26 protein-coding genes, 1 other RNA gene and 1 riboswitch are annotated in these 26,810 nt (G+C 69.8%); of the genes, 13 read left to right on the top strand and 14 right to left on the bottom strand.

Translation table 11 applies throughout. The features are described 5' to 3' along the window. Nucleotides 1–122: 122 nt before the first annotated feature. Nucleotides 123–1,796, bottom strand: coding sequence for a dihydroxy-acid dehydratase (ilvD, locus tag CFB35_RS12835; protein ID WP_089465062.1), 1,674 nt, complete (start codon nucleotides 1,794–1,796; stop codon nucleotides 123–125). A gap of 137 nt (nucleotides 1,797–1,933) precedes the next feature. On the opposite strand from ilvD, the gene CFB35_RS12830 reads away from it, so the two are divergent. Beyond that, complete coding sequence (locus CFB35_RS12830) at nucleotides 1,934–2,848, top strand: LysR substrate-binding domain-containing protein (protein WP_059646287.1); 915 nt, start codon at nucleotides 1,934–1,936, stop codon at nucleotides 2,846–2,848. 89 nt (nucleotides 2,849–2,937) lie between these two features. Next, entirely contained in the window at nucleotides 2,938–3,834 is an 897-nt protein-coding gene (lgt, locus tag CFB35_RS12825) for a prolipoprotein diacylglyceryl transferase (protein WP_059576743.1), read from the top strand. A 134-nt stretch (nucleotides 3,835–3,968) separates the two neighbouring features. Here the strand turns inward: lgt and CFB35_RS12820 are convergent, their stop codons facing one another. The 5 genes from CFB35_RS12820 to CFB35_RS12800 form a co-directional block, all read right to left on the bottom strand. Then, entirely contained in the window at nucleotides 3,969–4,709 is a 741-nt protein-coding gene (locus CFB35_RS12820; RefSeq protein ID WP_059576741.1) for an SIMPL domain-containing protein, read from the bottom strand. A gap of 180 nt (nucleotides 4,710–4,889) precedes the next feature. Beyond that, entirely contained in the window at nucleotides 4,890–5,351 is a 462-nt protein-coding gene (locus tag CFB35_RS12815; RefSeq protein ID WP_059576737.1) for an EVE domain-containing protein, read from the bottom strand. 108 nt (nucleotides 5,352–5,459) lie between these two features. Beyond that, nucleotides 5,460–5,641, bottom strand: a non-coding RNA gene (ssrS, locus tag CFB35_RS12810) — 6S RNA. A gap of 81 nt (nucleotides 5,642–5,722) precedes the next feature. Next, complete coding sequence (locus tag CFB35_RS12805) at nucleotides 5,723–6,037, bottom strand: cell division protein ZapA (RefSeq protein ID WP_011352906.1); 315 nt, start codon at nucleotides 6,035–6,037, stop codon at nucleotides 5,723–5,725. Further along, a complete protein-coding gene (locus CFB35_RS12800) occupies nucleotides 6,034–6,384 on the bottom strand; it encodes an ATPase (protein WP_006478092.1) in 351 nt (116 codons plus the stop codon). The genes CFB35_RS12805 and CFB35_RS12800 overlap by 4 nt, the downstream gene beginning before the upstream one ends. 154 nt (nucleotides 6,385–6,538) lie before the next feature. Further along, nucleotides 6,539–6,786, top strand: a riboswitch (cobalamin riboswitch). Nucleotides 6,787–6,827: 41 nt separating this feature from the next. Here CFB35_RS12800 and CFB35_RS12795 point away from each other — a divergent pair. From CFB35_RS12795 to cobC, 5 genes are all read left to right on the top strand, one after another. Then, the gene (locus CFB35_RS12795) at nucleotides 6,828–7,943 is read left to right on the top strand and encodes an iron ABC transporter permease (protein WP_089465061.1); all 1,116 of its coding nucleotides are present in this window, start codon (nucleotides 6,828–6,830) and stop codon (nucleotides 7,941–7,943) included. Next, complete coding sequence (locus CFB35_RS12790; protein ID WP_089465060.1) at nucleotides 7,940–8,755, top strand: ABC transporter ATP-binding protein; 816 nt, start codon at nucleotides 7,940–7,942, stop codon at nucleotides 8,753–8,755. The genes CFB35_RS12795 and CFB35_RS12790 overlap by 4 nt, the downstream gene beginning before the upstream one ends. A 61-nt stretch (nucleotides 8,756–8,816) precedes the next feature. Beyond that, nucleotides 8,817–9,872, top strand: a complete 1,056-nt coding sequence (cobT, locus tag CFB35_RS12785; RefSeq protein ID WP_089465280.1) for a nicotinate-nucleotide--dimethylbenzimidazole phosphoribosyltransferase — start codon at nucleotides 8,817–8,819, stop codon at nucleotides 9,870–9,872. A gap of 13 nt (nucleotides 9,873–9,885) precedes the next feature. Continuing rightward, complete coding sequence (locus tag CFB35_RS12780; RefSeq protein WP_089465281.1) at nucleotides 9,886–10,638, top strand: adenosylcobinamide-GDP ribazoletransferase; 753 nt, start codon at nucleotides 9,886–9,888, stop codon at nucleotides 10,636–10,638. Beyond that, nucleotides 10,623–11,207 (top strand): alpha-ribazole phosphatase, encoded by a 585-nt coding sequence (gene cobC, locus CFB35_RS12775; RefSeq protein WP_089465059.1) that lies wholly within the window; start codon nucleotides 10,623–10,625, stop codon nucleotides 11,205–11,207. The genes CFB35_RS12780 and cobC overlap by 16 nt, the downstream gene beginning before the upstream one ends. Nucleotides 11,208–11,299: 92 nt before the next feature. On the opposite strand, the gene CFB35_RS12770 is transcribed toward cobC, so the two are convergent. Genes CFB35_RS12770 through cobU form a run of 4 tightly spaced genes read right to left on the bottom strand, consistent with a single transcriptional unit; the run spans nucleotide 11,300 to nucleotide 14,736 of the window. Then, complete coding sequence (locus CFB35_RS12770) at nucleotides 11,300–12,235, bottom strand: cobalamin-binding protein (protein ID WP_089465058.1); 936 nt, start codon at nucleotides 12,233–12,235, stop codon at nucleotides 11,300–11,302. Then, entirely contained in the window at nucleotides 12,232–13,251 is a 1,020-nt protein-coding gene (gene cobD, locus CFB35_RS12765) for a threonine-phosphate decarboxylase CobD (RefSeq protein WP_089465057.1), read from the bottom strand. Before cobD ends, CFB35_RS12770 begins: the two co-directional genes overlap by 4 nt. After that, nucleotides 13,244–14,188 carry an adenosylcobinamide-phosphate synthase CbiB gene (cbiB, locus tag CFB35_RS12760; RefSeq protein WP_089465056.1) on the bottom strand — a complete coding sequence of 315 codons (945 nt, stop codon included), beginning with the start codon at nucleotides 14,186–14,188 and terminating at the stop codon, nucleotides 13,244–13,246. The genes cobD and cbiB overlap by 8 nt, the downstream gene beginning before the upstream one ends. Continuing rightward, nucleotides 14,182–14,736: a bifunctional adenosylcobinamide kinase/adenosylcobinamide-phosphate guanylyltransferase gene (gene cobU / locus CFB35_RS12755; RefSeq protein WP_089465055.1), complete on the bottom strand. Its 555-nt coding sequence runs from the start codon at nucleotides 14,734–14,736 to the stop codon at nucleotides 14,182–14,184. Before cobU ends, cbiB begins: the two co-directional genes overlap by 7 nt. 75 nt (nucleotides 14,737–14,811) lie before the next feature. Here cobU and CFB35_RS12750 point away from each other — a divergent pair, with 75 nt between their 5' ends. The 4 genes from CFB35_RS12750 to CFB35_RS12740 all read left to right on the top strand — a co-directional run bounded on the left by CFB35_RS12750 (nucleotide 14,812) and on the right by CFB35_RS12740 (nucleotide 17,913). Then, nucleotides 14,812–16,314 carry a cobyric acid synthase gene (locus CFB35_RS12750; protein WP_089465054.1) on the top strand — a complete coding sequence of 501 codons (1,503 nt, stop codon included), beginning with the start codon at nucleotides 14,812–14,814 and terminating at the stop codon, nucleotides 16,312–16,314. A gap of 91 nt (nucleotides 16,315–16,405) precedes the next feature. Next, complete coding sequence (locus tag CFB35_RS34950) at nucleotides 16,406–16,543, top strand: hypothetical protein (protein ID WP_179231738.1); 138 nt, start codon at nucleotides 16,406–16,408, stop codon at nucleotides 16,541–16,543. Nucleotides 16,544–16,692: 149 nt separating this feature from the next. Next, entirely contained in the window at nucleotides 16,693–17,106 is a 414-nt protein-coding gene (locus CFB35_RS12745) for a DoxX family protein (protein ID WP_089465053.1), read from the top strand. 147 nt (nucleotides 17,107–17,253) lie between these two features. Then, complete coding sequence (locus CFB35_RS12740; protein WP_059576701.1) at nucleotides 17,254–17,913, top strand: ParA family protein; 660 nt, start codon at nucleotides 17,254–17,256, stop codon at nucleotides 17,911–17,913. A 134-nt stretch (nucleotides 17,914–18,047) separates the two neighbouring features. Here the strand turns inward: CFB35_RS12740 and panD are convergent, their stop codons facing one another. From panD to CFB35_RS12720, 4 genes are all read right to left on the bottom strand, one after another. Beyond that, nucleotides 18,048–18,434 carry an aspartate 1-decarboxylase gene (gene panD / locus CFB35_RS12735; protein WP_011885716.1) on the bottom strand — a complete coding sequence of 129 codons (387 nt, stop codon included), beginning with the start codon at nucleotides 18,432–18,434 and terminating at the stop codon, nucleotides 18,048–18,050. A gap of 44 nt (nucleotides 18,435–18,478) precedes the next feature. Continuing rightward, nucleotides 18,479–19,318 (bottom strand): pantoate--beta-alanine ligase, encoded by an 840-nt coding sequence (panC, locus tag CFB35_RS12730; protein ID WP_059576698.1) that lies wholly within the window; start codon nucleotides 19,316–19,318, stop codon nucleotides 18,479–18,481. A 257-nt stretch (nucleotides 19,319–19,575) separates the two neighbouring features. Next, nucleotides 19,576–20,448 (bottom strand): ScpA family protein, encoded by an 873-nt coding sequence (locus CFB35_RS12725; RefSeq protein ID WP_012329011.1) that lies wholly within the window; start codon nucleotides 20,446–20,448, stop codon nucleotides 19,576–19,578. A 4-nt stretch (nucleotides 20,449–20,452) separates the two neighbouring features. Continuing rightward, nucleotides 20,453–20,641 carry a DUF3460 family protein gene (locus CFB35_RS12720; protein ID WP_006484044.1) on the bottom strand — a complete coding sequence of 63 codons (189 nt, stop codon included), beginning with the start codon at nucleotides 20,639–20,641 and terminating at the stop codon, nucleotides 20,453–20,455. Between the two features lie 248 nt (nucleotides 20,642–20,889). Between CFB35_RS12720 and CFB35_RS12715 the strand changes: the two genes are divergently transcribed. Both CFB35_RS12715 and CFB35_RS12710 read left to right on the top strand, forming a co-directional pair. Continuing rightward, nucleotides 20,890–22,704, top strand: coding sequence for an autotransporter assembly complex family protein (locus tag CFB35_RS12715; RefSeq protein ID WP_089465052.1), 1,815 nt, complete (start codon nucleotides 20,890–20,892; stop codon nucleotides 22,702–22,704). Between the two features lie 40 nt (nucleotides 22,705–22,744). Then, the gene (locus CFB35_RS12710; protein ID WP_089465051.1) at nucleotides 22,745–26,797 is read left to right on the top strand and encodes a translocation/assembly module TamB domain-containing protein; all 4,053 of its coding nucleotides are present in this window, start codon (nucleotides 22,745–22,747) and stop codon (nucleotides 26,795–26,797) included. Nucleotides 26,798–26,810 lie beyond the last annotated feature (13 nt).

Raw genomic sequence — 26,810 nt, 5'->3', positions numbered from 1 at the left:
TTCTCCGCCGGCGGGGACGGCCGGCTTCATGGTCCGCGCATTATAGAAGCAAAGGGGAAGCACGTTTTGCGCGTTCCCCGGCCGCCCCGTTTATCGGGGTCGTATGCAATGCGCGCCCCGTATCAGCCTGTGACCGCCCCCTGGTTCGCCGGCCGGGCAAGCGCCGCGAATTTCGCGAGCACCCCGCGCGTATAGCGCGGCGCCGGCTGTTGCCATGCGGCGCGACGGCGCGCGAGTTCCGCATCGTCGACGTTCAGTTGCAGCAGCAGCCGGTGCGCGTCGATCGTGATCGAATCGCCTTCCTGCACCAGTGCGATCGTGCCGCCGACGAATGCCTCCGGCGCGACGTGGCCGACCACCATGCCCCAGGTGCCGCCCGAGAAGCGGCCGTCCGTGATGAAGCCGACCGATTCGCCGAGCCCCTTGCCGATGATCGCGGAGGTCGGCGCGAGCATTTCCGGCATGCCCGGGCCGCCTTGCGGGCCGAGGTAGCGCAGCACGAGGATGTCACCCGCGCGGATCCGGTCGCCGAGGATCGCGTCCATCGCGCTCTGTTCGTCGTCGAACACGCGCGCCGGGCCCGTGATCACCGGGTTCTTCAGGCCGGTGATCTTCGCGACCGCGCCGTCTTCCGCGAGATTGCCCTTCAGGATCGCCAGATGGCCTTCCTTGTACAGTGCACGGTCGATCGGGAAGATGACGTCCTGGTCCGCGCGCGGCACGGCCGGCACGTCCTTCAGTTCGTCGGCGATCGTGCGGCCGGTGATCGTCATGCAGTCGCCGTGCAGCAGCCCCGCATCGAGCAGGATCCTCAGCACCTGCGGAATCCCGCCGGCCCGGTGCAGGTCGGTCGCGACGTACTGTCCCGACGGCTTCAGGTCGCAGATCACCGGCACGCGCTTGCGGATGCGCTCGAAGTCGTCGATCGTCCAGTCGACCTCGGCCGCGTGCGCGATCGCGAGATAGTGCAGCACCGCATTGGTCGAGCCGCCGGTGGCCATGATCACCGACACCGCGTTCTCGATCGATTGCTTCGTGATGATGTCGCGCGGCTTCAGGTCGCGCTTCACCGCCTCGACCAGCACGCGCGCCGATTCGGCGGCCGAATCGACCTTCTCCTGGTCGGGGTTCGCCATCGTCGACGAATACAGCAGCGACATCCCGAGCGCCTCGAACGACGAGCTCATCGTGTTCGCGGTGTACATGCCGCCGCACGAACCCGACGTCGGGCACGCGTTTTTCTCGACGCCTTCGAAATCCTCCTGCGACATCCGGCCCGCGGTGAATTCGCCGACGGCCTCGAACGACGACACGATCGTCAGGTCGCGGCCTTTCCAGTTGCCCGGGCGGATCGTGCCGCCGTACACGTAGATGCCCGGCACGTTCAGGCGCGCGAGCGCGATCATGCCGCCCGGCATGTTCTTGTCGCAGCCGCCGACCACCACCACGCCGTCCATCCACTGGCCCTGCACGCAGGTTTCGATGCAATCGGCGATCACTTCCCGCGACACGAGCGAGTACTTCATGCCTTCGGTACCCATCGACATGCCGTCCGAAATCGTCGGCGTGCCGAAGATCTGTGGATTCGCGCCGGCCGCCTTCACGGCCTCCACGGCCGCGTCCGACAGCCGCTGCAGGCCGGAATTGCACGGCGTGATCGTCGAATGGCCGTTGGCGATGCCGATCATCGACTTGTCGAAATCGTCCTTCTGGTAGCCGAGGGCGTAATACATCGAGCGGTTCGGCGAACGGGCCACGCCTTGCGTGATGTTTTTAGAGCGGCGGTTGTACGACATGGGGAGCTCCATCGTAGTTTTGGCGACGCCGGCGCGAACGGCGTGCCGGTTCGGATCGGTCAAGAATGGAGTGTCCGGTTTGGGATGTCCAATATATTATTCATAGCCTATTAAGTCGTTTTGCGAATGAGTTGAACATGGCCGAACCCACGCCCGACCTGCGCCAGTGGCGCTATTTCGCGACCGTCGCCGACGAGCGCCATTTCGGCCGCGCGGCCGAGCGCCTGTCGATGACGCAGCCGCCGCTGTCGCAGGCGATCCGCGCGCTCGAGGATGCGCTCGGCGTCGCGCTGTTCGTGCGCACCAAGCGCTCGGTGGCGCTGACGGCGGTCGGCGCGGCGCTGCTGCCGGACGTGCGCCGGCTGCTCGCGTCGGCCGATGCGCTGCCGCCGCTCGCGCGGCGGCTCGCGCGCGGCGAGGCCGGCTCGCTGTCGCTCGCGTTCGTGTCGACCGCCGATTACGGGCTGTTGCCGTCGTTGCTTCGCGCATTCGGCGCGCGCTATCCGCAGGTGCGGCTGCAGCTCGCGGAAGCGACGAGCGACGTGCAGATCGACGAACTCGTCGCCGGGCGCATCGACGCCGGGCTCGTGATTCCGCCCGTGCCGCCGCGTCATGCGGCCGGCCTGTCGTACCTGCCCGTCGTGCGCGAGCCGCTGGTGGTCGCGATGCCGGCCGGGGCGTCCGACGCGCCCGAGGATGCGCCCGTGCAGCTCGCCGAGGTCGCCGCGTTGCCGCTCGTGATCTTTCCGCGTCGTTTGGCGCCCGGCTTTTATGACATCATTACGGGCTGCTACGGCGCGGCGGGGGAAACCCCGCGCATCGGCCAGGAGGCAATCCAGATGCAGACGATCGTCAGCCTCGTGTCGGCCGGCATGGGCGTCGCACTGGTGCCGCAATCGCTGCGTAACCTGCGGCGCACCGGCGTGGTCTACCGGCCGCTTGCCGGCGTTGCGCCGGTCGTCGAGACGGGCCTCGTGTGGCGCACCGGCGACGTGAGCCCCGTGCTCGCCGGCTTCATCGACGTCGTGCGCGCGCAGGGCCTCGCCACGTGACGTGAACGACGGCGCGCGATCGCCGTCCAATGCGCGGTCCTGCATGTGTGCGACGGCCGCACCGTATTCGAAAACTTCTTCGCTAACCCATGATCATTCACCCGAATTTCGACCCCGTAGCGATCCATCTCGGGCCGCTGGCCGTGCGCTGGTACGGCCTCATGTATCTCGTCGCCTTCATCGCGGCGATCGTCGTCGGCCGGATCCGCCTGAAGCTGCCGCACGTCGCGGCGCAGGGCTGGACCGCGAAGGACATCGACGACATGATGTTCTACGGCGTGCTCGGTACCGTGCTCGGCGGCCGGCTCGGCTATGTGCTGTTCTACAAGGCCGATTTCTACTTCTCGCATCCGCTCGACGTGTTCAAGGTGTGGGAAGGCGGCATGTCGTTTCACGGCGGCTTCCTCGGCGTGACGCTCGCGATGGCGCTGTTCGCGTGGCAGCGCAAGCGGCACTGGCTGCAGGTCACCGATTTCGTCGCGCCGATGGTGCCGACGGGGCTCGCGGCCGGGCGGCTCGGCAATTTCATCAACGGTGAACTGTGGGGCCGCGTGACCGATCCGACGGCGCCGTGGGCGATGCTGTTCCCGGGCGCGATGCGCGACGATGCGGCATGGCTGCCGAAACATCCGGAACTCGTCGAGAAGTGGCATCTCGCCGACGTGTTCATGCAATACCAGATGCTGCCGCGCCATCCTTCGCAGCTCTATGAAATCGCGCTCGAAGGTATCGCGCTCTTCTTCGTGCTGTTCCTGTTCGCGCGCAAGCCGCGGCCGATGGGCGCCATATCGGCGCTGTTCCTGATCGGTTACGGCCTCGCACGTTTCACGGTCGAGTTCGCGCGCGAGCCCGACGACTTCCTCGGTCTGCTGGCGCTCGGCTTGTCGATGGGGCAGTGGCTGTCGCTGCCGATGATCGTCGCAGGTATCGCGATGATGGTCTGGGCGTATCGCCGCCGCGCGGCGAACGCGAATGCGGCCGCATGAGGCGGCTGCACGAGGTGGCTGCATGACGTGGTATCGATGCACGCGCGATCGGCGCGAGCATCGATACCGGATGCGCATGAAAAACGCCGGCCCTCGGGCCGGCGTTTTGCGTTTCGGCGACTGCGCGATGCGCGTTACTTCATCTGCACGGAGCCGTTGACGGTGACCGACACGGTGGCCTTGCCGCCTTCGACCGCGATCGGCGCGCTCATCTTCGCGCTGTCCATCGGCGCCGCGGCCATCGCCATCATGCGCGGGTACGGCTGCACGTTGCGGCCGCTGCCGACGTTCACGTCGCGGATCGTGTAGCTGCTGTAGCCGAACGCCTTCGCGGCTTCGTCCGCGCGGGCGCGGAACGACTTGATCGCCTCGGTCGTGAGCTTCTGCTCGGCCGCGCGCTGTGCTTCCGGCGACAGCGAGAACTCGACGTTCGCGACCTGCATCAGGTTCGACAACTGGCCTGCCAGCTTCGACGCCGCGGCGAAATCGCGCGATTCGAGCGCGACCTCGGTGCGGCCGCGCCATGCGGAGATCTTGCCGTCGCGATCGGTGCTCGGATACACGGAGAACGCGCCCGTGTGCGCGGTGACGCCCGATACGCCCTTGGCCTGCGACAGGGCCGCGTCCGCACGCTGGTTCAACTGCGCGGTGAGGCTGCCCGGGTCCTTGGCCTGCTGCTCGTAGAACAGCGTGATGTGGATGATGTCCTGTGGTACGTCGGCGCTCGCCTGCGACGAGAGCGACAACACACCCGCCGGCTCCGGAAAGTGCGGGTTCGCCGTCTGGGCGTGTGCGGCGGGCGACGCGAGCGTCAGCGCGACGGGGACGGCGGCGGCGAGGGCGAGCGACAGCGCGAGTGCGGATTTCTTGGTCATTGTTGGACTCCTTGTGCGAGGGCGCGCACGCGGATCACGCGTGCGCGACGCGGGCGTGCCGCGCGACGAAAAAACGACAGCCGGCCCGATCGGCCGACAGCGGTTGCTTAGGCCGCGCGAACGTGCCGCGAGTTCCGTGACGGCAGGGTGTACTGACCAGATTTGACCTTTGGCGCGTGCCTACTTCATCAACTTTTCGGTGATGAACCGCCATTCGGCGCGCGTGACGGGCGTGATCGACAGCCGGTTGCCACGCGCGAGCACGCGCATGTCGGCGAGCTCGTCGTGCTCGCGCAGCGCGGCGAGCGGCACGAGCGGCGATTTCTTCACGAAGCGCACGTCGACGAGCAGCCAGCGTGGCGCTTCCCGCGTCGATTTCGGGTCGTAGTAGGGGCTTTTCGGATCGAACTGCGTGGGATCGGGGTAGGGCGTCGACGATACTTCGGCGAGGCCGGCGATGCCTGGCTCGGGGCAGCTCGAGTGATAGAACAGCACGCCATCGCCGATCTTCATCGTGTCGCGCATGAAATTGCGCGCCTGATAGTTGCGCACGCCGGTCCACGGCAGCGAGCGCTGCGGTGCGTTGGCGAGATCGTCGATGCTTGCTTCGTCCGGTTCGGACTTCATCAGCCAGTATTGCATGGTCGTGATCGGCGCAGAAGGGGCATGAGGGCCTGCTTGCATGCGCGCGCCGCATGCAAGCAGGCCCTCAAAAAGGAAACGGCATCGGGAGTTCCCGATGCCGTTGGATAGGCCCCCACCTTGGCCGCTAGGCCGGCATCCTGAACCTGAGGTTCAGAATTGGTCGCAGTTAGCAGCACTTCGGGTACATCAGACAGAGTGACGCGCGCGCCCGTGCTACAAATTTCCGCAACCGTGCACATGGCATTGGTTCAAGGAATATATGACCTTGGCGAACCAGGCAGGGAAGCTGACTGAACTGTGATTCGATGCGCCAATTTGACCACCGTTGACCGCCGAGATCAAGGGGAATCGACACATCGTTTGAAACGTTACTGCGTCTCGTGCTGTGCGAGCACCGCGCCGAGCTGTTCGTTCATCTGGTGCATTGTACGACGGATTTCCTCGGCCGGAAATGCTTCACCGTGCCGCACGCTCGTTTGCAGCCGCAGCAATTCCGATGCAAGCGACAGCGCCGCCATCACCGCGATGCGATCGGTGCCGCGCACCGAGCTGTTCGAGCGGATTTTCGACATTTCGGCGTCGACGCGCGCGACCGCTTCGAGCAGCGCCGCTTCGGTCTCGGCCGAACAGGCGAGCCGATAGGCCTGACCGAGAATCGAGACTTCGATCTGCTTGGTGCTCATGCATGTTCTCCGTGGCTGGCCGCGTCATCGCCATCCGTGCGCGCCTGCGCATCGAGCAGGTCGAGCTGGTTGTCGGCTTGCTCCGCGCTCTTCGAGCGCGGCAGCTTTTCGAGAATCGCGTTCAGTTTCACCTGGGCGTCGTCGATCTTCGCCGACAACGTGTCGCGCTCGGCCGCGAGCGCATTGCGTTCGTCGCGCAGCTGCGCGAGCTCCGCGCGGACCGTGTCCGCTTCCGCGCGCAATTGCGCGACCTGCTCCTCGAGCGCGAGCCGTTCCGAGTGATAGCGCTTGTTCAGCGAAATCAGACGGCCAATATTTTGAGACAGGGTTTCGAGTTCGTTGAGCATTTGCTGCGTCCTCTAAAGACCCAGCATTTTAGCGCGGAATACCGCGCAATCTGACATCTGTAACGTTTCCAGTCGTAACACCCCTGCTTCTTGCCGCGAATGGGTGCGTCTCGCGCGGGTCCGGACGCTTCCTTGACGCTTGCACGACCGGCTCCTAAACTGGCGCCGCCTCGGTGCTCGCGCGCAGGATGCGCGGTTAAACGGGAAGCAGGGTGCGGGCTCCACGCGCGCCAACCTGCGCTGCCCCCGCAACGGTAAGCGGCCGCGTCGCGTGACGCAGGCCGGCTCGGGCGCGTTTCGCGTGCAGGTCGCACGCGGGCGCGGGCCACTGCGCGTCGTCGCGCGGGAAGGCGAGCCGGACCGCCGCCAGCCCGGATACCGGCCGAGACGGGGAGCCCGCACGGGCTCCATGACGCGCGGCCTGCGGGGAAGCAGGGCGCGCAATGCTTCACGGAACGTTCTTCGATGCCGACCCCAATCGTCCGCCACGCGCCCACGTCGCGCCCGGCCGACTCCCGCAAGCGGATGCGCCGCGCGTCGTGCGTGCGGCCGTGCGCGGCATGAACGCCGCGCGCGCCGCCGCCATCTGGGCCGCGCTGGCCGCCACGGTCGCGCTGCTGTTCGTCGCGTCGCTGTCGATCGGCAGCGTGCCGATGTCGCCGTGGCAGGCGCTCGCGTCGCTCGTGCCGCATGGCGGCGATACGCTCCTTGCCGATATCGTGACGACGCTGCGCCTGCCGCGCGCGCTCGCGGGTTTCGCGTGCGGCGCGCTGCTCGCGCTGGCCGGCGCGTTGTTGCAGGTGCTGCTGCGCAATCCGCTCGCCGAGCCGTACGTGCTGGGCGTGTCCGGCGGCGCGGCCGGCTTCGCGCTCGTCGCGATGATCGCGGGCGGCGCGTGGTGGCTCGTCGACGCATCGGCGTTCGCGGGTTCGCTCGTCTCGGTCGCGCTCGTGCTCGGTCTCGCGAGGCGCGAGGTGTGGCGCGGCGAATCGCGCGATGCATCGCCGCGGCTGCTGCTCACGGGCGTCGTGATCGCGGCGGGGTGGGGCGCGCTCGTCACGCTGTTGCTGTCGCTCGCGCCCGACGCGCGGCTGCGCGGCATCATCTTCTGGCTGACGGGCGACCTGAACGGCGCGACGGCGCCGTGGTTCGCGTGGGGCGCGCTGCTGCTGTGCGCAGGCGTCGCGCTGCCGGCCGCGCCGCAACTGAACGTGCTGCTGCGCGGCGACGCCACCGCGCAAGCGCTCGGCGTACCGGTCGCGCGCCTGCGCGTGCGAATCTATCTCGTCGCGTCGCTGGCCGCCGCGGCCGCCGTGACGACGGCCGGCACGATCGGCTTCGTCGGCCTCGTCGTGCCGCATGCGTTGCGGCTCGCGTTCGGCAACGACCAGCGGATGCTGCTGCCGGCCGCGATGCTCGCGGGCGGCGGCGGCGTGATGGCGGCCGACCTGCTCGCGCGCACCGCGATCGCGCCCGCGCAATTGCCGGTCGGCGTGATGACCGCGTTGATCGGCGTGCCGGTGTTCCTGTGGATGTTGTTGAGGAGACCGATGCGATGACGGGTGCCGCACTGAACGCCGCTGCCGGCGACATGCGCTACACGGCCGTCGACCTGACGCTGAAGGCCGGCGCGCGCACGCTGCTCGACGGCTTCACGCAGGCGTTCCGCCCCGGCGAGATCTGGTGCGTCGCCGGGCCGAACGGCGCCGGCAAGACGACGCTGCTCGCCACGCTCGCGGGATTGCGGCCGCCCGCCGCAGGACACGTCGAGATCGACGGCCGGCCGCTTGCCGCGTGGCGCCCCGAACGACTCGCGCAGCGCCGCGCGCTGATGCCGCAGCAATTACACGATGCGTTCAGCGCGACCGTGTTCGACACGGTGCTGCTCAACCGCTTTCCGTATCTCGGCGGCTGGGGCTGGGAGCGCGACGGCGACCGCGCGGCCGCGCGCGCTGCGCTCGCGACGTTCGACCTCGCCGCGCTCGCGTCGCGCGACGTGATGTCGCTGTCGGGCGGCGAGCGGCAGCGGGTCGCGCTGGCCGCGACGCTGTGCCAGGATGCGCCGCTGATGCTGCTCGACGAACCGCTCGCGCATCTCGACCTGCATCACCAGATCGACTGCCTGACCGCGCTGGCTGCGTGGCTCGCGGCCGGCTCGCGCACGGTGATGTTTTCGTGTCACGACCTGAATCTCGCGCGGCGTTTCGCGACGCATGCGCTGTTGCTCGACGGCCGCGGCCATGCGTGGGCCGGCCTCGTGCACGACGTGCTGACGCCCGAGCGCGCGAGCGACGCGTTCGGCTATCCGCTCGTGCTGATCCGCGAGAACGGCCGCGATGCGCTGCTGCCGGCGTGGCCTGCGCGACCATGACCTTTCCTGTTCCGACTTTTCCGATGCGCGGCGCATGCCGCGCGCACGACACGGCTCCTCGATGACGACTCCGACCCAATTCCCGCCCGCGATCGCGCCGCTCGACGACGCATTGCGCCAGCGCCTGCAGCATGTGATCGACCACAAGACCAAGCCGCCCGGCAGCCTCGGCCAGCTCGAGGCGCTCGCGCTGCAGATCGGCCTGATCCAGCGCTCCGAGCGGCCGGTCGTGCAGCGTCCCGTGACGATCGTGTTCGCGGGCGACCACGGAATCGCCGCCGAAGGCGTTAGTCCTTACCCGCAGGCGGTGACCGCGCAGATGGTCGCGAACTTCCTGGCCGGCGGCGCGGCGATCAATGCATTCTCGGGCGTCGCGCAGAGCACGCTCGAGATCGTCGATGCGGGCGTCGCGTCGCCGCTGCCGCCGTCGGACCGGCTGGTGTCGCTGCCGGTCGCGCGCGGCACGCGCAACTTCGCGGCGGAGCCGGCGATGACGCGTGAAGAAGCGATGACGGCGCTGGCAGCCGGCGCGGCGCGTGTGCGCGTGCACGCATCGCTCGGCACGAACGTGATCGGCTTCGGCGAGATGGGGATCGCGAACACGTCGTCGGCCGCCTGTCTGATGAGCCGCCTGCTCGACGTGCCGATCGACGCATGCGTCGGGCGCGGCACGGGCCTCGACGACCAGGGGCTCGCGCACAAGCGCGCGGTGCTCGGCCGCGCGCTCGTCAAGCACTCGCATGCGATCGCGCCGCTCGACGTGCTCGCGACGTTCGGCGGCTTCGAGATCGCGATGATGACGGGCGCGTACCTCGCGGCCGCGAGCGAGCGGATGACGATCCTCGTCGACGGCTTCATCGCGACCGCCGCGCTGCTCGTCGCCGAGCGCATCGCGCCCGGCGTGCGCGACTACTGCGTGTTCTCGCATACGTCGCACGAGGCCGGCCACCGGCGCATGCTCGAACATTTCGGCGCGAAGCCGCTGCTCGCGCTCGACCTGCGGCTCGGCGAAGGCACGGGTGCCGCGCTCGCGCTGCCGCTGGTGCGCGCGGCGGCCGCGTTCCTCGCCGAGATGGCGAGCTTCGAATCGGCCGGCGTCGACGATCGTGACGCCTGAGCGCGCGCGCGGCATGCGGGCCGAACTGCGCTACTTCTTCGTCGCGCTCGGCTATTTCACGCGCGTGCCCGTGCCGCGCTCGATCGGCTACGCGGCCGGCGATCTCGACCAGGCCGCGCGTTATTTCCCGCTCGTCGGTGCCTGCGTCGGCGCATGGGGCGCGCTCGTCTATCTCGTTGCACTGCGGGCGCTGCCGGCATCGATCGCGGTCGGGCTGTCGATGGCCGCGACGCTGTTCGCGACCGGCGCATTCCACGAAGACGGCCTCGCCGACAGTTGCGATGCGTTCGGCGGCGGCTACACGCGCGACGACGTGCTGCGCATCATGCACGATTCGCGGATCGGCACGTTCGGCGCGGTCGCGCTCGTGATCGCGCTCGGGCTGAAATGGCAGGCGCTCGCGTCGATGCTGCCGCTGCGCGCCGCATGGACGATGATCGCCGCGCATGCGGCGAGCCGCGCGATGGCCGTGAGCCTGCTGACGACGCTCGACTACGTGCGGCCAGAAGGCAAGGCGAAGCCGGTCGCGCAACGGATGGGTGCACGTGCCGCGTGCATCGCGGCGGTGTTCGGATTGCCGTGGCTGTTCTGGCCGGACTGGCGCATGGGCGTTGCCGCATGCGTGGCGCTCGTGCTGTTGCGCGCGTGGCTGGCCCGCTATTTCGTGAAGCGGATCGGCGGCTATACGGGCGACTGTCTCGGTTTCGCGCAGCAACTGGGCGAACTGGCGATCTATCTCGTGGTGCTCGGATGGACGTCGTCCTGATCCGTCATCCGGCCGTCGGCATCGAGCCCGGCGTTTGCTACGGGCGCAGCGACGTGCCGCTCGCCGAATCGGCTGATGACGGCGCGCGGGCCGTGCGCGCGCATCTGGCGGAACGGGGTGTGCCGTCGCCGGAACAGGTGTGGACGAGCCCGCTGACGCGCTGCGCATCGGTGGCCGAACGGCTCGCGCGGGTGTTCGACGCGCCGCTGCGGCGCGATGGCGATTGGCAGGAAATGGATTTCGGCGCGTGGGAAATGCGGCGCTGGGACGATATCGACCGCGCGGCGCTCGATGCGTGGGCGGCCGACCTGATGCATGCCTGCGCGCACGGCGGGGAAAGCGTCGCGCGATTCACCGCGCGGGTTGCACGGCAGGCGGACGCGCTTGCGGCGTTCGACGGGCCGCAATGGATCGTTACGCACGCGGGCGTGATCCGCGCATTGGCGTCGCATGTGCTGCGCATACCGCTCGATACGTTGCTCTCGCGGCCGGTGCCGACAGGCGGAGTTGTGTGGCTGCGCATGGAGGATGCCGCGCGAACGTGGGAAGTCGTGCACTGGGACGCATAGGCACACTTGCGTCTGCATGTGAACGACGCTCTGTCTCGCACACCGTACGCATCCGGGCATCGGTGCGCGATGCATCCGCAGCCCGCCGGAAATCAGCGCGCCGGCCGCCGCGCACGCGCGGCATCCAGATCCTCGCACAGCGCGGCCGCGCCTTGCGCGATCCGCGGCGACGGCCGCGTCAGCAGATCGCCGTCGATCGCGAACAGGTTGTCGCGCGCCACGGCCGTCAGCGCGGGCCACGCGCGCCAGCGCGCGAGGCTCGGCAGCGGTTCGTTCGAACGGGTCGCGCCGGCACTCGTCGTCACGATCGCTTCCGGATTCGCGGCGAGCACGGCCTCGTCGGTCACGGTCGGCGCGAGCGGCTTGAGCGACGCGAACACGTTGCGGCCGCCGCAGAGTTCGAACACTTCGTTGATCAGGTGCGTGCCGTTGAGCGTCGTCAGCGGGCGGTCCCACACCTGAAAGAACGTCGTGACGGGCGCGCGTGCCGCGTAGCGTGCGCGCAGTGTGGCGATGTCCCGCGTCAAGGCGCCCGCGGCGGCATCGGCGGCCGATTGCGTGCCGAGCAGCGTGCCGAGCCGGCGCAACGACGACGACACGTCGTCGAGATGTTTCGGTTCGCTGAAGAACAGCGGGATGTGCAGTGCGCGCAGTGCGTCGGTCTGCCGCTGCGCGTTGCCGTGCCGCCAGACGACGATCAGGTCGGGCTTCAGCGCGGCGATGCGTTCGAGGTCGAGCGCCTTGTTGTCGCCGACGCGCGGCACCGCTTGCGCGGCGGGCGGATAGTCGCTGTACGTGACGGTGCCGACGAGCTTCGCGCCGCCGCCGGCCGCGTAGACGAGTTCCGTCGCGTGCGGCGCGAGGCTGATCACGCGCTGCGCGGGCGCGGGCAGCGTGACCGTATTGCCGGCGTCGTCGCGGGCCGTGACGTCGGCGTGGACGAGCGGCGCGTGGGCGAGCGCAGCCAGCAGCGCGGCCGGCGCAAGCCGGCGGAACGGGCGGAGCGGGCGGAGCGGGCGCGGACTCATGCCGGGCCCCGCTGCAGCAGCGGCACGCAATGCGCGAGCGCGTCGCCGAGGCGCCGCCATTCGGCTTCGCTGCCCGGCAGGCCGACGCGCATGCTCGACGGGGTCGGGAAGTGCCGCGTCCAGATCCCGCGCGCCGCGAGCGCCGCATGCAGCGCCGCGGCGCGCGGGTCGTCGGTCCAGCTGAAGAGCGGCGTCGCGCGGACCGCGAAGCCGTGCGCGCGCAGCAGCGCGGCCAGTCGTTCGCCGTCGGCCGCAAGCCGCTCGCGGGCGGCAGCTTGCCACGCTCGATCCGCGAACGCCGCGGCGACCGCGTGGCGCGCGGGGCCGCCGACCGTCCACGCGCCGAGCCTGTCGCGCAATGCGACGATTTGATCGGGGCGCGCGAGCACGAAGCCCGCGCGGATCCCGGCGAGCCCGAAGAACTTGCCGACCGAGCGCAGCACGACGAGCCCCGGACGATCGACGTGCGGCGCCAGGGACGGCGTCGCGCCCGTATCGGCGAACGCTTCGTCGACGATCAGCGTGCCGCCGCGTGCGGCCAGTTGCGCATGCCAGCCGAGCAGGCGCCCGGTCGGCACGCATTCGGCGGTCGGATTGTTCGGGTTCCCGACGATGACGTGGTGCAGCGTCGCGGGCAGCGTATCCGCGCGGATGTCGAGCGTGACGACGCGATGGCCGTGGCGCGCGAACGCGGGCGCATATTCGCCATACGCGAGCGCCGCGACGCCGGCCTCGCCGGCCGGCAGCAGCGCGGGCAACGCGCGGATCGCGGCCTGGCTGCCGGCGACCGGCAGCACGTGCGCGGCATCGGGTGCGTGGTAGTACCGCGCGGCGCAGGCCGCGAGGCCGTCGCCGTCGTCGGGCAGCCGGCGCCAGGCGTCGGCCGGCACGGGCGGCACGGGATAGCCGACCGGATTGATGCCGGTCGACAGGTCGAGCCACGCGTCGTACGGAATGCCGTGGCGGCGGGCGGCCTCGTGCAGGTTGCCGCCGTGCGCGATGGATGAATCAGACATGATGGGTGGCCATGACGAGTGCGCCGCTCGCGACCAGCAGCGCGAGCCACAGGGCGAGCGTGCGCGTGACGAGCGACAGCGCGGCGACGATGTGAAGGGCGGTTGCCGTGGCGCCGGTGCCGAGCGCCGGGCGATCCTCGATCTCGCCGTGATAGACGGCCGGCCCGCCGAGCTGCACGTTCAGGCTGCCGGCGCCCGCGGCCATCACGGGGCCCGCGTTCGGGCTGTCCCACTGGCGCGCCTGCGTGCGCCAGCAGCGCCACGCGGAGGCCGTGTCGCCGAGCAGCGCATAGCTCGCGGCGGTGAGGCGCGCGGGAATCCAGTTCAACGCGTCGTCGATGCGTGCGGCGGCCCAGCCGAAGGTCAGGAAGCGCGGCGTGCGGTAGCCCCACATTGCGTCGAGCGTGTTCGCGAGCCGGAACAGCAACGCGCCGGGGCCGCCCGCGACGACGAACCAGAAGAGCGCGCCGAAGATCGCGTCGTTGCCGTTCTCGAGCGCCGATTCGACGGCCGCGCGCGACAGCGCCCCTTCGTCAGCGTTGCTCGTGTCGCGCGACACGATGCGCGCGGTCAGCGTGCGCGCCGCGTCGAGGTCGCGCCGCAGCAGCGCGGCGGCGATCGGCGCGACGTGGTCGGCGAGGCTCTTCGCGCCGAGCGCGAACCACAGCAGCGCGACGTGCAGCGCAGCCGCGAACGGCCACGGCAGCACGGCGACGAGCCATGCCGCGACGACCACCGGCGGCACGACCGCCGCGAGCCACGCGGCGACGCCGACCACGCGGCCGCGCCGCCCCGTGTTCAGCGCTTCTTCGATGCGCGCGGCGAAGCGGCCGAACGCGACAAGCGGATGCCAGCCGGCCGGCTCGCCGATCGCGCGGTCGACGAGCGCGGCCGCGACCGCGAGCATCGCGACGACGGGCAGCGACAGCATCAGCATGACGGGGCGCCCGCCTTGAGGTCGAGCGGCAGCCCGGCAACCAGCAGCGTGACGCGCGTCGCGAGCGCCGCCACGCGCTGGTTCAGGCGGCCGAGCTCGTCGACGTAGCGGCGCGTGACGGAGCCGAGCGGCACGACGCCGAGCCCGATCTCGTTGCTGACGACGATCACCTTCGCGCGCGCGCCGCGCAACGCGCGTTCGAGCCGCTCGACCTGCGCCGCGTACTGCGCATCGTCGAGCGGTTCGCCGTCGGCGGGGCACAGCAGGTTCGTGAGCCACAGCGTCAGGCAGTCGACGAGCAGGCAGGCGTGCGGATCGTCGAGCCGCGCGAGCGTGCCCGCGAGATCGACGGGCGCGTCGGCGAACCCCCATTCGGCGGGCCGGCGCGCGCGGTGATGCGCGATGCGCTGTTCGAACTCCGCATCGGCGGCGGTCGCGGTTGCGATGTAGGTGACGGGGCGGCCGCTGGCGGCGGCGAGCCGCTCGGCATGCGCGCTCTTGCCCGAGCGCGCGCCGCCGAGGACGAAGGTGAGGTCGTGCGGAATCATCGCGTGATTGTAACGGCGCGGGCGACCCGCCGCGGGCGATAATGCGGCCTTTGCTTCGCGACGACCTTTTACACGATGAATGCACCCGAGCCGCGGCCGCGCGGCACGCTGATGATCCAGGGCACGACATCCGACGCGGGCAAGAGCACGCTCGTCGCGGGCCTGTGTCGCCTCGCGCGCCGCGGCGGCGCGCGCGTGGCGCCGTTCAAGCCGCAGAACATGGCGCTCAACAGCGCGGTGACGGTCGACGGCGGCGAGATCGGCCGCGCGCAGGCGCTGCAGGCGCTGGCCGCCGGCGTCGCGCCGCATACGGATTTCAATCCGGTGCTGCTGAAGCCGACGAGCGACCGCGGCGCGCAGGTGATCATTCACGGCAAGGCGCGCATGAACCTCGACGCGCGGGCGTATCACGACTACAAGCCGGTCGCGTTCGATGCGGTACTCGAGTCGTATGCGCGCCTGCGTGCGGGTTACGACACGGTGATCGTCGAAGGCGCCGGCAGTCCGGCCGAGATCAACCTGCGCGACGGCGACATCGCGAACATGGGTTTTGCCGAGCGCGTCGACTGCCCGGTCGTGCTCGTCGCCGACATCGATCGCGGCGGCGTGTTCGCGCATCTGGTCGGCACGCTCGCCTGCCTGTCCGACAGCGAGCGCGCGCGCGTGCGCGGCTTCGTGATCAATCGCTTCCGCGGCGACCTCAAGCTGCTCGAACCGGGGCTCGACTGGCTGCGTGCGCGCACGGGCAAGCCGGTGTTCGGCGTGCTGCCATACCTGCACGGGCTGCTGCTCGACGCGGAGGACATGCTGCCCGGGCAAGCGCGCAGCGCCGCCGCACGCGGCGAAGCCGGCGTGTTGCGCGTCGTCGTGCCCGCGCTGCCGCGCATCAGCAACCACACCGATTTCGATCCGCTGCGCGCGCATCCGCAGGTCGAATTCACGTACTGGAAGAGCGGCCCCGTGCCCGACGCCGACCTGCTGATCCTGCCCGGTTCGAAGAGCGTGCAGCGCGACCTCGCGTGGCTGCGCGACGCGGGTTGGGAAACGTTGATCCGGCGCCATCTGCGCTACGGCGGCAAGGTGATCGGCATCTGCGGCGGCATGCAGATGCTCGGCCGCACGCTCGACGATCCGCTCGGCCTCGAAGGCGCGCCCGGCAGCGTGCCGGGGCTCGGGCTGCTCGATTTCGACACGACGCTGCAACCCGACAAGACGCTGAAGAACGTGACGGGGCAACTCGCGCTGCCGGGCGAGGCCGCCGTGCGCGGCTACGAGATCCACATGGGCGACACGCGCGGGCCGGCGCTCGCGACGCCCGCGCTGACGCTGGCCGCCGACGCCGCGCGGGACGGCGTGCGCCCCGACGGCGCGCGGTCGGCCGACGGCCAGATCCTCGCGACCTACGTGCACGGGTTGTTCGACGCGCCCGACGCCTGCGCGGCGCTGCTCGCATGGGCGGGGCTCGACGGCGCGGCCCGCATCGACTATCCGGCGCTGCGCGAGGCCTCGCTCGAGCGGCTGGCCGACACGTTCGCCGAGCACCTCGACCTCGACGCGCTGTACGCCGAGTTTCGCTGAGTTTCCTCGGGCCGCGTCGGTCGGCCCTCGCTTTTTCCGCCCGATCGCGTACAACAGAGGAGGGCGGAGGTCCGCCCGAAGGAGGGCGACGATGAAGGCTCGATGGTGGTGGGGCGTACTGCTCGCGGCGCTGCTGGGCGTGTCCGCGGCCGCGCAGGCGTGCGATTCGTATGCGCCGGGTGGCGGCCAGTCCGGCGGTGACGCCACGCAAGGCAAGAGCGGCTACTGAGCAGGATGCGGGGCATGATCGGTCATGCCCTTTTTGTTGCATCAATTCATTCCTGAATGGAAACAATTTAAGCGGGTTCGCGTGTTTATCGGCCGAATCGATTCGAATAGAGTGCGATCCATTCCCCTCCACTCACGAAGGAAGCCGTCATGAACACCAACCGCCTGAACGATTTCGCCGCGACGCTGCTGCGCGTCGCCCTCGGCGTGCTGTACCTCGCGCACGTCGCGCAGAAAGTATTCGTCTTCACGCTGCCGGGCACCGCGCAGTTCTTCGCGTCGATCGGCCTGCCGGCCTGGCTCGCGTACCTGACCACGTTCGTCGAACTGGCGGGCGGCCTGGCCCTGCTCGCGGGGTTCCGCGTGCGCATCGCCGCGCTGGTGCTGCTGCCGTTCATGCTCGGCGCGGTCGCCGCGCATCTGCCGAACGGCTGGAGCTTCTCGTCGCCGCACGGCGGCTGGGAATATCCGGCGTTCTGGGCCGTCACGCTGGCCGTGCAGGCGCTGCTGGGCGGCGGCGCGTTCGCGATCGGCGCGCGGGACACAGCCCTCCAGCGCGCGTGACGTGAAGGAAAGCGGACGAAAGGGGGGCGTGGTGCCGCGCCACCGGTTCCGGTGACCCCCCGTTTGCCGATATCATCGCTCCCTGTATCCGCAATCGAGCGGCGCCTGCCATGCGGCCGGCGCCGCGCGGCTTTTTCGGGGGAATTCATGACGGTCATCGTGGTGGCGAATCCGAAGGGCGGCGTGGGCAAGAGCACGCTGTCCACCAATCTAGCCGGCTATTTCGCGGCGCAGGGCGCATGGGTCGCGCTGGCCGACCTGGACCGGCAGCAGTCCGCGCATGCGTGGCTCGACCTGCGGCCGGCCGGCTTGCCGGCGATCGAGGCGTGGGAACTCGATCCGGAGGCGCCGTCGAAGCCGCCGCGCGGGCTCGAATACGCGGTGATCGACACGCCGGCCGGCCTGCACGGCACGCGGCTCAACGTCGCGCTGCAACTGGCCGACAAGGTGATCGTGCCGCTGCAGCCGTCGATGTTCGATATTCTCGCGACGCAGCAGTTTCTGGAGCGCCTCGCCGGCGAGAAGGCCGTGCGCAAGGGCAGCGTCGAGGTCGGAATCGTCGGGATGCGGGTCGATGCGCGCACGCGTTCGTCCGACCAGCTGCACCGGTTCGTCGAAGGGCTCGGCCTGCCGGTGCTCGGCTACGTGCGCGACACGCAGAACTACGTGCAGATCGCCGCGCACGGCCTGACGCTGTGGGACGTCGCGAAAAGTCGCGTCGAGAAGGATCTCGAGCAGTGGCGGCCGATCGTCGAATGGGCCGAGCGCCGCGCGCCGAAGGCCGAGAAGGCCGTGAAGGCTTCCTGAGCGCCCGGGCCGTCCCGGCCGGCGCGACACCCAATGAGAAAGGGCCGGATCCCGTGGCGTACGGTATCCGGCCCGTCGGCGGCAAACGGCAGCGCCGCAGCCGCGCGCCGCGGCCCGCGCGCGTGCCGCTCGGCTTACGTCCAGCTCTGCGTCGGCACGTGATCGCGATGGCCCTTGATCTTGTTGCCTTCGTCGATGAACACGAGCTTCGGCTTCCAGCCGGCCTGCAGTTCGGCTTCGTCGACCATCGCGAACGCCGCGATGATCACGAGATCGCCGAGCTGCGCGCGGCGCGCGGCCGAGCCGTTCAGCGAGATCATCCCGCTGCCGCGCTCGCCCTTAATCGCGTACGTCGAGAAGCGCTCGCCGTTGTTGATGTTCCAGATGTCGATCCGTTCGTTTTCGATGAGGCCCGCCGCTTCGAGCAGGTCTTCGTCGATCGCGCACGAACCTTCGTAGTGCAGTTCGCAGTGCGTGACCGCCGCACGGTGGATCTTCGATTTGAGCATGTGGCGCTGCATGGGGTCTCCGTGATGCGTCGTGAGAGGCGCGGGCGGGCCGGCCGTCAGATTTCCAGGTTGTCGATGAGGCGCGTCGCGCCGAGCTTCGCGGCCGCGAGCACGACGAGCGGCTCGCCGGCTTCGAGTTCGGCGGCGCTCGGTGCGATCAGGTTCGCGCGGCGGCGGATCGCGATGTAGTCGGGCGCCCAGCCGCGTTCGGCCAGGTGCGTGTGCGCGTGCTGCTCGAGCTTGCCGAGGTCGCGTTCGCCGCCGAGCACGCTGTCGCGCACGCGCTGCAGCGTTTTCGCCAGTTCGGGCGCTTCCTTGCGCTCGTCGGCCGTCAGGTAGCGGTTGCGCGACGACAGCGCGAGGCCGTCCTCGTCGCGCACGGTCTCGGCCGCGACGATGTCGACCGGCAGCGCGAGCTGCTGGCACATCCGGCGCACGATCATCAACTGCTGGTAATCCTTCTTGCCGAACACGGCGACGCGCGGCTGCACGCAGGACATCAGCTTCGTGACGACCGTGCACACGCCGGCGAAGAAGCCGGGACGGAACTCGCCCTCGAGTATCCCGCCGAGGTCGTCCGGCGGCAGCACGCGATACTCCTGCGGCTCAGGGTACATGTCGCGCTCGGTCGGCGCGAACAGCACGTACACGTTTTCCTGCTGCAGCTTCTCGATATCGTCCTGGAGCGTGCGCGGGTACTTGTCGAAATCCTCGTTCGGGCCGAATTGCAGCCGGTTGACGAAGATGCTCGCCACGACCGGGTCGCCGTGCTGGCGCGCGAGGCGCATCAGCGACAGGTGCCCTTCGTGCAGGTTGCCCATCGTGGGCACGAACGCCGTGCGGTTCTGGCCGCGCAGCTGGTCGCGCAGTTCCTGGATCGAGCTGATGACTTTCATGATCGGGTAGCGGGTTCCTCGCGCAGGTGCGCGTGGGCGCCGCAGCAGCGGCGCCGGGGTCGAAGCGGACAACGCCGGCGCGCGGGCGGCGCATCGGGCGTCGGCGGATTGTAGAGGATTTGGCCGCGCGACGCATCGATAAAAGAACGATCGTTCACTTTATATCGGGACGTGCGGGACACCCGCCGGACGGCCTTCCGCCGCGGCGAAGCGCGAGCGTCGGGACGAACCGGGAACGGGAAGCGGCGGGGGGGCCCTTACGCGGGCAGGTACGCGAGACGCACGTAGATCGGCGCGAACGGCTCGGCCTGCGTGATCTCGAGCAGCGATTCGCGCGCGAGTTCGAGCATCGCGATGAAGTTCACGACGACGACCGGCACGCCGCGCGACGTGTCGAACAGGTCGGCGAACTCCATGAAGCGGGCGTTCTGCAGCCGGCGCAGGATCAGGCTCATGTGCTCGCGCACCGACAGCTCCTCGCGGGAGATCTTGTGGTGCTGGACGAGCTTCGCGCGCTTGAGCACGTCGGCCCACGCGGCGCGCAGGTCGTCCGAATTGACGTCGGGAAAGCGCGGCGTGACGCTTTGCTCGATGTACACCTCGGCGCGCAGGAAATCGCGGCCGAGCTGCGGCAACTGGTCGAGCCGCTGCGCGGCGAGCTTCATCTGCTCGTACTCGAGCAGCCGGCGCACGAGTTCGGCGCGCGGATCCTCGGCTTCCTCGCCGGTGTCGGCCTTCTTGACCGGCAGCAGCATCCGCGACTTGATTTCGATCAGCATCGCGGCCATCAGCAGGTACTCGGCCGCGAGCTCGAGGTTCGACGTGCGGATCTGGTCGACGTAGCCCAGATACTGCGCGGTGACCTGCGCCATCGGGATGTCGAGCACGTTGAAGTTCTGCTTGCGGATCAGGTACAGCAGCAGGTCGAGCGGGCCTTCGAACGTCTCGAGGAACACCTCGAGCGCATCGGGCGGGATGTAGAGATCCTGCGGCAGCTTGAAGAGCGGCTCGCCGTACAGGCGAGCGAACGCCGCGACACCGTCGACCGTGTCGGGCGTCGAATCGGCGCCCGCGGGCGCGGCGATCGCGTCGTCCTGCCGGGCGGCGCTGGCCTCGTCGGCGGCGCTCACGTCGTCAGAAGTTCTGGTAGTAGACGTACGGCGTCTGCTTCACGCGCGATTCCTGCTGCTCGGCGCGCTCCTCGAGATCGATCGGCTGCTTGTCCCACAACAGGGAACGGCCCTTGCGCTGCTCTTCCTCGAGCGTCGGCTTCTGCTGCTTGAGCTGGTTCAGGAACTGCGTGACGTCGGACTGGTACGGCATGGCTGGATCTTCCGTTTCGGGCGGCGCACGATGCGCCGGATTCACGATGGCGGGATTTTACCGCATCGCGGGGAACAGCCGGCGCCAATCGCGCGTCGAATCGGCGGGCCGGTGCCGACGCGGATCGTGCGGCGGCCGTGCCCGGGGCTGGCATTCTTTCACAATCGTTTGGCTGTGACGCCCGCGCCCTGTGGTCAAATACAGGGTTTTCCACGAAACCGTAACAAACCAGCACGGCGAGGTCATATTTGGCGGGGCAGTCGAACCATCGAGCACACACGGCGCATGATGCAGGCCCGCGCGCGGCGCGCGATCACGCCGGCGCCGCGGCCCGCGTCGCGCGGGCGGCCCTCGCGGGCTGCCTGGCCGCGTGCTTCGCGCTGCCGGCCCATGCGAAGTACGACGTCGACATCGACGCGCCGCGCTCGATCCGCAAGCTCCTGAAGACGCATCTCGATATCGCCCGCTTCGCGAAGCGCGACGACATCAGCGACGACCAGTTCGACTTCCTCGTGACCGCCACGCCGCAGCAGGTGCGCGATCTGGCCGCGACGGCCGGCTATTTCTCGCCGATCGTGCGCACCGACGTGCGCACCCGCGACGGCAAGCGCGACGTGCGCATCGCGGTCGATCCGGGCAAGCAGACCGTCGTGTCGACGGTCGACCTGACGTTCAAGGGCCCCGTCGAAACCGAGGATCCGAAGCAGGAAACCGCCACGCGCTTCGCGTTCTCGATGAAGCCTGGCGACCCGTTCACGCAGTCCGACTGGGACGACGCGAAGAGCGCGGCGCTCCGGCAACTGCAGTCGCGCCGTTATCTCGGCGCGAAGATCGCGTCGTCCGAGGCGCGCATCGATCCGCGCACGCAGCGCGCGACGCTCGCGGTCGCGTTCGACAGCGGCCCGACGTTTACGATCGGCAAGGTCGACGTCGACGGCGTGCGCCGTTATCCGGAAAGGATCGTCACGAACGTCAATCCGCTGTCGGAAGGCGAGATCTACGACGTGCGGCGGATCGCCGAATTGCAGCGGCAACTGCAGAACACGCCTTACTACGCGAGCGTCGCGATCGACGTCGGCGACGATACGTCGAAGCCCGAGCGCACGCCCGTGCACGTGAAGGTCAGCGAATTCCCGTACAACAACATTCGCGGCGGCGTCGGCTTTGCCACCGATACCGGGCCGCACGTGCAAGGCTCCTATACGTATCTCGACACGTTCGGCGCCGCATGGCCGCTGACCGTGTCGGGCCGGGTCGACCAGATCCAGCAGTACGGGCAGGTGCAGCTGTCGATGCCGCCGGGCGAGCGGGGCTGGACCAACAGCGTGCTCGCGTCGTACACGAACACCAACGTGTCGGATACGCGCATCTACAGCGCGCGGGTCGGCGTGCAGCGTACGCGCACCGGCCAGTTCATCGACTATGCGTATTCGCTGATGTACTACCAGGACCGGCTCGACCAGAACGGCGCGGGGCCGACCACGAGCCGCGCGCTGGTGCCGCAGTGGGCGTGGACCCGCCGCAACGTCGACGATCCGCTGTTCCCGCGCTCGGGCAACCTGATTCACGCGGAGACCGGCTTCGCGGTCAAGCACGTGCTGGCCGACGAAACCTTCATTCGCGGCTACGCGCGCGGGCAGCAATACCTGCCGATCGGCAAGCGCGACCTGTTCGTGTTCCGCGCGGAGCTCGGTGGCGTGTTTACGAGCGGCAGCTCGTCGGGCGTGCCGGCGTCGCTGCTGTTCCGCGCGGGCGGCTCGAATTCGGTGCGCGGCTACGGTTACCAGAGTATCGGTAACAGTGTCGCCGGCTCCGTTTTGCCGACCAAGTACCTGATGACGGGTACGGCCGAATACCAGCACTGGTTCAACCGCGACTGGGGCGCCGCGACGTTCTTCGACATCGGCACCGCGACCGATGCGTGGGGCGAGCGCGTGTTTTATCCGGGCGTGGGCGTCGGTGCGCGCTGGCGCAGCCCGGTCGGCCCGATCAACGTCGACGTCGCGTACGGCTTGCGCAACCAAAGCGTGCGCCCGTACCTGACACTCGGCATCGCTTTCTGAACCTGTCGCCCTGTTCACGACGACCCGCACGACGAACCGCATGACGAAGGACCCGAACGACACGCCGCCGCCTCACGATCCGGATTCGCCCGACGGCGCGCCCGATACGCCGCCGCGGCCGCCGCGCGCGCCGCGTCGCGGCCGCGCGTGGCGCGTTCTCGCGTGGACGCTCGTGTCGCTCGTGCTGCTCGTCGTGCTGGCGGCGGGGCTCGTGGTGGGGGCGGTGACGACGGAGCGCGGCACGCGGCTCGCGTGGCAGGCGGCCGGCAAGGTGCTCGGCACGCGGCTCGCCGGCACGCTCGACGGCGGCTCGCTCGCGACCGGCGTGCGCTTGCGCGGGTTCGCGTGGACGAGCCCCGACGGCACCGGCACCGAGGTTCGCATCGACCGGCTCGACGGTCGCTGGGCGCTGACGCGCGCGCCGTGGCGGCTGTCCATCGCGTATCTGCGCGCCGGCACGATCGACGTGCGGATCGCGCCGGGGCCGTCGACGCCGAGCACGACGCCGCAGAACCTGAGCCTGCCGCTGCAGGTGCGGATCGACGACCTGCGCGTTGATCGCCTCGCCATTCACGACGGCGGCTCGACGACGCAGCTCGACCATCTCGCGCTGAACGGCCGCAGCGACGGCCGCCACCACGAACTCGTGCTCGACGGCGTCGATACGCCGTACGGCGCGCTGACCGCGCGCGCGAAGCTCGACGGCGTGAAGCCGTTCGCGCTGACGGGCGAGGCGACCTACGCCGGCAAGCTGTCCGACGAACCGGTCGACGCGCGGGCCCGTGTGTCGGGCTCGCTCGAGGCGCTCGTCGCCGACGTCGACGCGAGCGGGATGAAGCTGAACGGGCGCGCGCACGTCGAGGCCGCGCCGTTCGGCCCGGTGCCGCTCACGCGCGCGTCGCTCGTGTTCGACCACGTGAACCCGCAGGCGCTGTCGCCCGGCGCGCCCGCAGCCGATCTCGCGGTGCGCGCGGAACTCGCGCCGGTGAGCGCGCCGGCGGGCTCCGCGCCCGCGAAGGGCTTCGCGGTGACGGGCCCGGTGTCGATCGTCAACGCGAAGCCGGGCACGCTCGGCGACCATCTGCTGCCGGTGATCGACGCGCACGCGACCGTGCATCTCGACGCGCACGCGCAGCGCATCGACGGCCTCGCGCTGAAGCTGATCCGCGACGGCAGCGTGACCGGCGGCGGTACGCTCGCGGGCGGCAAGGGCCGCTTCGACCTGAAGGTCGCGAACCTCGACCTGAACGCGTTCGTCGCCGAGCTGCGGCCGATGCGCCTCGGCGGCCCGCTTGGCGTGACGCTCGCGGGCGACGTGACGACCGTCGATTTCAACCTGAACGACCCGAAGCTCGCGCTGGGCGCGCGCGCCAAGGTCGCGCTGACGCGGCAGCAGACCGTGCTGACCGACACGCGCGTGACGGCCGGCAAGGGACGCATCGACCTGACGGGCGTGTTCCGCCACGACGCGCATTCGACCTATGACGCGAAGGCGACGCTGACCGCGTTCGATCCGCTGCTGCTGGCCGCGGCGAGCGCGCCGAAGGCGGGCGGCGGCAAGGCGCCGGCGAAGGCCGCCAAGGCGCCGGCCGGGCGCGGCGAGACGCGCGTGTCGGGCACGCTGACCGCGTCGGGCGCGTTTGCGCCGCAAGTGTCGACGAAGGCGACCTTCAAGCTCGCCGACAGCCTGTACGACGGCGTGCCGCTGACGGGCGCCGGCGTCGTGCAGCTCGCCGGCTCGCGGATCCTGCCGAGCAACGCGAACCTGTCGATCGCCGGCAACCACGTCGACCTGCGCGGCAGCTTCGGCGCACCCGGCGACCGGCTGCGCTTCGTCGTCGACGCGCCGCAGCTCGACCGGCTCGGCTTCGGTGTCGAAGGGCTCGTGCAGGCGCAGGGCGACCTGACCGGCAGCTTCGCGCATCCGAACGTGACGGCCACCTACAAGGCCGAGCACGTCGTCGTCGGTTCGAACCGGATCGGCACCGCGCAGGGCCGCGCGGACATCCGCGACGGCGCGCACGGCGCCCTCGTGTTCACGGCCGACGCGGCCGACATCGCGCTCGGGTCGTTCCAGTTGAAGTCGTTGCGCGCGAACCTCGACGGCACGCGCGCGAAGCACACGCTCGACGCATCGGCGCTCGGGGCGGCCGGCGGCCGCGTGATCGACCTGACGCTCGCGGCGAACGGCGGTGTGGTCGAGACCCGCGACGGCATGCGCTGGGACGGCACCGTCACGCGTCTCGCGAATCGCGGCACGCCGGCGCTCGCGCTGCAGGCGCCGCTGACGATATCGGCCGGCGCCGGGCGCGTGACGCTCGGCGCGACGCGGCTGACGCTCGAAGGCGCGGCGATCGACCTGAAATCGTTCGTGTTCGATCACGGCCAGATGCGCTCGGCGGGCGCCGTGACGGGCGCGTCGGTCGCGCGTTTCCTCGAGGTGCGCCAGGCGCTGACCGGCCAGCGGCCGCCGGTGCGGACCGACGTCGTGCTCGATGCCGACTGGGATTTCTCGCTCGGCGCGAACGCGACGGGCTACGTGCAGGTGAAGCGCCGCGGCGGCGACGTGACGATCGAGACCGGGCGCGGCATCGCGTCGCTCGGCCTGACCGACCTGTCCGCACGCGCGAGCTTCGCGCCCGGCAACCGGCTCAACGTGACGGCGCTCGCGAAGGCGAGCCGGATCGGCACGCTCGACGCGAACGTCGCGGTGCCGTTCGCGCTGCGCGACGGCGTGTTCGGCATCGTCGACGACGGTCCGCTGTCGGGCCGCATCGATGCCGACATCCCGGCGCTGAAGACGACCGGCAACCTGTTCGGGCCGAGCTACCTGCTCGGCGGGCGCGCGGCGCTGAAATTGACCGTCTCCGGCACGCCGGTGAAGCCGAACCTGTCGGGGACGCTGACCGGCGACGAGCTGTCCGCGACGCTGATCGATCAGGGCGTGCAGTTGAAGGACGGCATCGTGCGCGTGAAGCTGTCGGACAACCTCGTCGAATTCCAGCAGGTCGAGTTCCACGGCGGCGACGGCACGCTGCGCGCGCTCGGCCGCGTGCGCCTCGACGGCGAGGCGCCGGACCTGACCGCGAGCATCGTCGCGGACAAGCTCGAACTGTTCGCGGCGCCCGACCGCAAGCTGTCGCTGTCGGGCAAGGCCACCGTCGCGAACGACGGGCCGCGCGGCGCGCTGTCGATCGACGGCAAGTTCATGGTCGATCGCGCGCTGTTCGACCTGCCCGAGCAATCGGCGCCGCACCTGTCCGACGACGTCGTGATCGTGCAGCCGGACGGCACGGTGCGCGGCGAGACGCCGACCGGCACCGCGGCCGCGAAGCCGAAGCCGGTCGACAACAAGCCGGCGCCGTCGCTGGCGCCGCGCGCGAACATCGACGTCGGCCTCGGCAACAACTTCCGCTTCAAGGGCCACGGCGCGGATCTCGGGCTGCGCGGCACGATCACCGTGATGAGCGCGCCGGGCGTGCCGCTGCGCGCGGTCGGCAACGTGCGCGTGACCGAAGGCTCGACGTACACGACGTTCGGCCGCAAGCTCGCGATCGAGAACGGTTTCTTCACGTTCAACGGCCCGGTGTCGAACCCGGGCGTGAACATTCTCGCGATGCGGCGCAACCAGGAGGTCGAGGCCGGCGTGCAGGTGGTCGGCACGATCCAGTCGCCGACGGTCAAGCTCGTGTCGGAGCCGAACGTCACCGACAACGAAAAGCTGTCGTGGCTGCTGTTCGGGCACGGTACCGACCAGGGCAACAACGTCGGCCAGCAGGGCGCGATGACGGCGGCGCTCGGGCTGCTCGGCAGCGTGACCGGCAAGCGTGTCGCACAGACTTTCGGTCTCGACGAGGTGTCGGTCGGCCGCAGCGAAGTCGGTCTGACCGATCCGCAGGTCGTGCTGGTGTCGAAGGCGATCAACGAGCGCTTCGTGCTCGGCTTCGAGCAGGGGCTGCAATCGGCGAGCAACGCGTTCAAGGCGACGATCAACCTGACGCGCTTCTGGTCGGTGTCGGCGTACGGCGGCACGTTCCAGGGTGTCGACCTGAACTACACGCGGCGCTTCGATCGGTGGTTCGGGCAGCGGTGAGGGCGGGCACGGC

Source organism: Burkholderia sp. AU16482 (assembly GCF_002223285.1).
Lineage (GTDB): Bacteria > Pseudomonadota > Gammaproteobacteria > Burkholderiales > Burkholderiaceae > Burkholderia > Burkholderia semiarida.
This window is presented reverse-complemented; position numbering and strand designations above follow the sequence as displayed.

Excerpts from the sequence above, each read along its gene's own strand:
- ilvD (WP_089465062.1), bottom strand. The coding sequence starts at position 1,796 with ATGTCGTACAACCGCCGCTCTAAAAACATCACGCAAGGCGTGGCCCGT.
- CFB35_RS12830 (WP_059646287.1), top strand. The coding sequence starts at position 1,934 with ATGGCCGAACCCACGCCCGACCTGCGCCAGTGGCGCTATTTCGCGACC.
- lgt (WP_059576743.1), top strand. The coding sequence starts at position 2,938 with ATGATCATTCACCCGAATTTCGACCCCGTAGCGATCCATCTCGGGCCG.
- CFB35_RS12820 (WP_059576741.1), bottom strand. The coding sequence starts at position 4,709 with ATGACCAAGAAATCCGCACTCGCGCTGTCGCTCGCCCTCGCCGCCGCC.
- CFB35_RS12815 (WP_059576737.1), bottom strand. The coding sequence starts at position 5,351 with ATGCAATACTGGCTGATGAAGTCCGAACCGGACGAAGCAAGCATCGAC.
- CFB35_RS12805 (WP_011352906.1), bottom strand. The coding sequence starts at position 6,037 with ATGAGCACCAAGCAGATCGAAGTCTCGATTCTCGGTCAGGCCTATCGG.
- CFB35_RS12800 (WP_006478092.1), bottom strand. The coding sequence starts at position 6,384 with ATGCTCAACGAACTCGAAACCCTGTCTCAAAATATTGGCCGTCTGATT.
- CFB35_RS12795 (WP_089465061.1), top strand. The coding sequence starts at position 6,828 with ATGCTTCACGGAACGTTCTTCGATGCCGACCCCAATCGTCCGCCACGC.
- CFB35_RS12790 (WP_089465060.1), top strand. The coding sequence starts at position 7,940 with ATGACGGGTGCCGCACTGAACGCCGCTGCCGGCGACATGCGCTACACG.
- cobT (WP_089465280.1), top strand. The coding sequence starts at position 8,817 with ATGACGACTCCGACCCAATTCCCGCCCGCGATCGCGCCGCTCGACGAC.
- CFB35_RS12780 (WP_089465281.1), top strand. The coding sequence starts at position 9,886 with ATGCGGGCCGAACTGCGCTACTTCTTCGTCGCGCTCGGCTATTTCACG.
- cobC (WP_089465059.1), top strand. The coding sequence starts at position 10,623 with ATGGACGTCGTCCTGATCCGTCATCCGGCCGTCGGCATCGAGCCCGGC.
- CFB35_RS12770 (WP_089465058.1), bottom strand. The coding sequence starts at position 12,235 with ATGAGTCCGCGCCCGCTCCGCCCGCTCCGCCCGTTCCGCCGGCTTGCG.
- cobD (WP_089465057.1), bottom strand. The coding sequence starts at position 13,251 with ATGTCTGATTCATCCATCGCGCACGGCGGCAACCTGCACGAGGCCGCC.
- cbiB (WP_089465056.1), bottom strand. The coding sequence starts at position 14,188 with ATGCTGATGCTGTCGCTGCCCGTCGTCGCGATGCTCGCGGTCGCGGCC.
- cobU (WP_089465055.1), bottom strand. The coding sequence starts at position 14,736 with ATGATTCCGCACGACCTCACCTTCGTCCTCGGCGGCGCGCGCTCGGGC.
- CFB35_RS12750 (WP_089465054.1), top strand. The coding sequence starts at position 14,812 with ATGAATGCACCCGAGCCGCGGCCGCGCGGCACGCTGATGATCCAGGGC.
- CFB35_RS34950 (WP_179231738.1), top strand. The coding sequence starts at position 16,406 with ATGAAGGCTCGATGGTGGTGGGGCGTACTGCTCGCGGCGCTGCTGGGC.
- CFB35_RS12745 (WP_089465053.1), top strand. The coding sequence starts at position 16,693 with ATGAACACCAACCGCCTGAACGATTTCGCCGCGACGCTGCTGCGCGTC.
- CFB35_RS12740 (WP_059576701.1), top strand. The coding sequence starts at position 17,254 with ATGACGGTCATCGTGGTGGCGAATCCGAAGGGCGGCGTGGGCAAGAGC.
- panD (WP_011885716.1), bottom strand. The coding sequence starts at position 18,434 with ATGCAGCGCCACATGCTCAAATCGAAGATCCACCGTGCGGCGGTCACG.
- panC (WP_059576698.1), bottom strand. The coding sequence starts at position 19,318 with ATGAAAGTCATCAGCTCGATCCAGGAACTGCGCGACCAGCTGCGCGGC.
- CFB35_RS12720 (WP_006484044.1), bottom strand. The coding sequence starts at position 20,641 with ATGCCGTACCAGTCCGACGTCACGCAGTTCCTGAACCAGCTCAAGCAG.
- CFB35_RS12710 (WP_089465051.1), top strand. The coding sequence starts at position 22,745 with ATGACGAAGGACCCGAACGACACGCCGCCGCCTCACGATCCGGATTCG.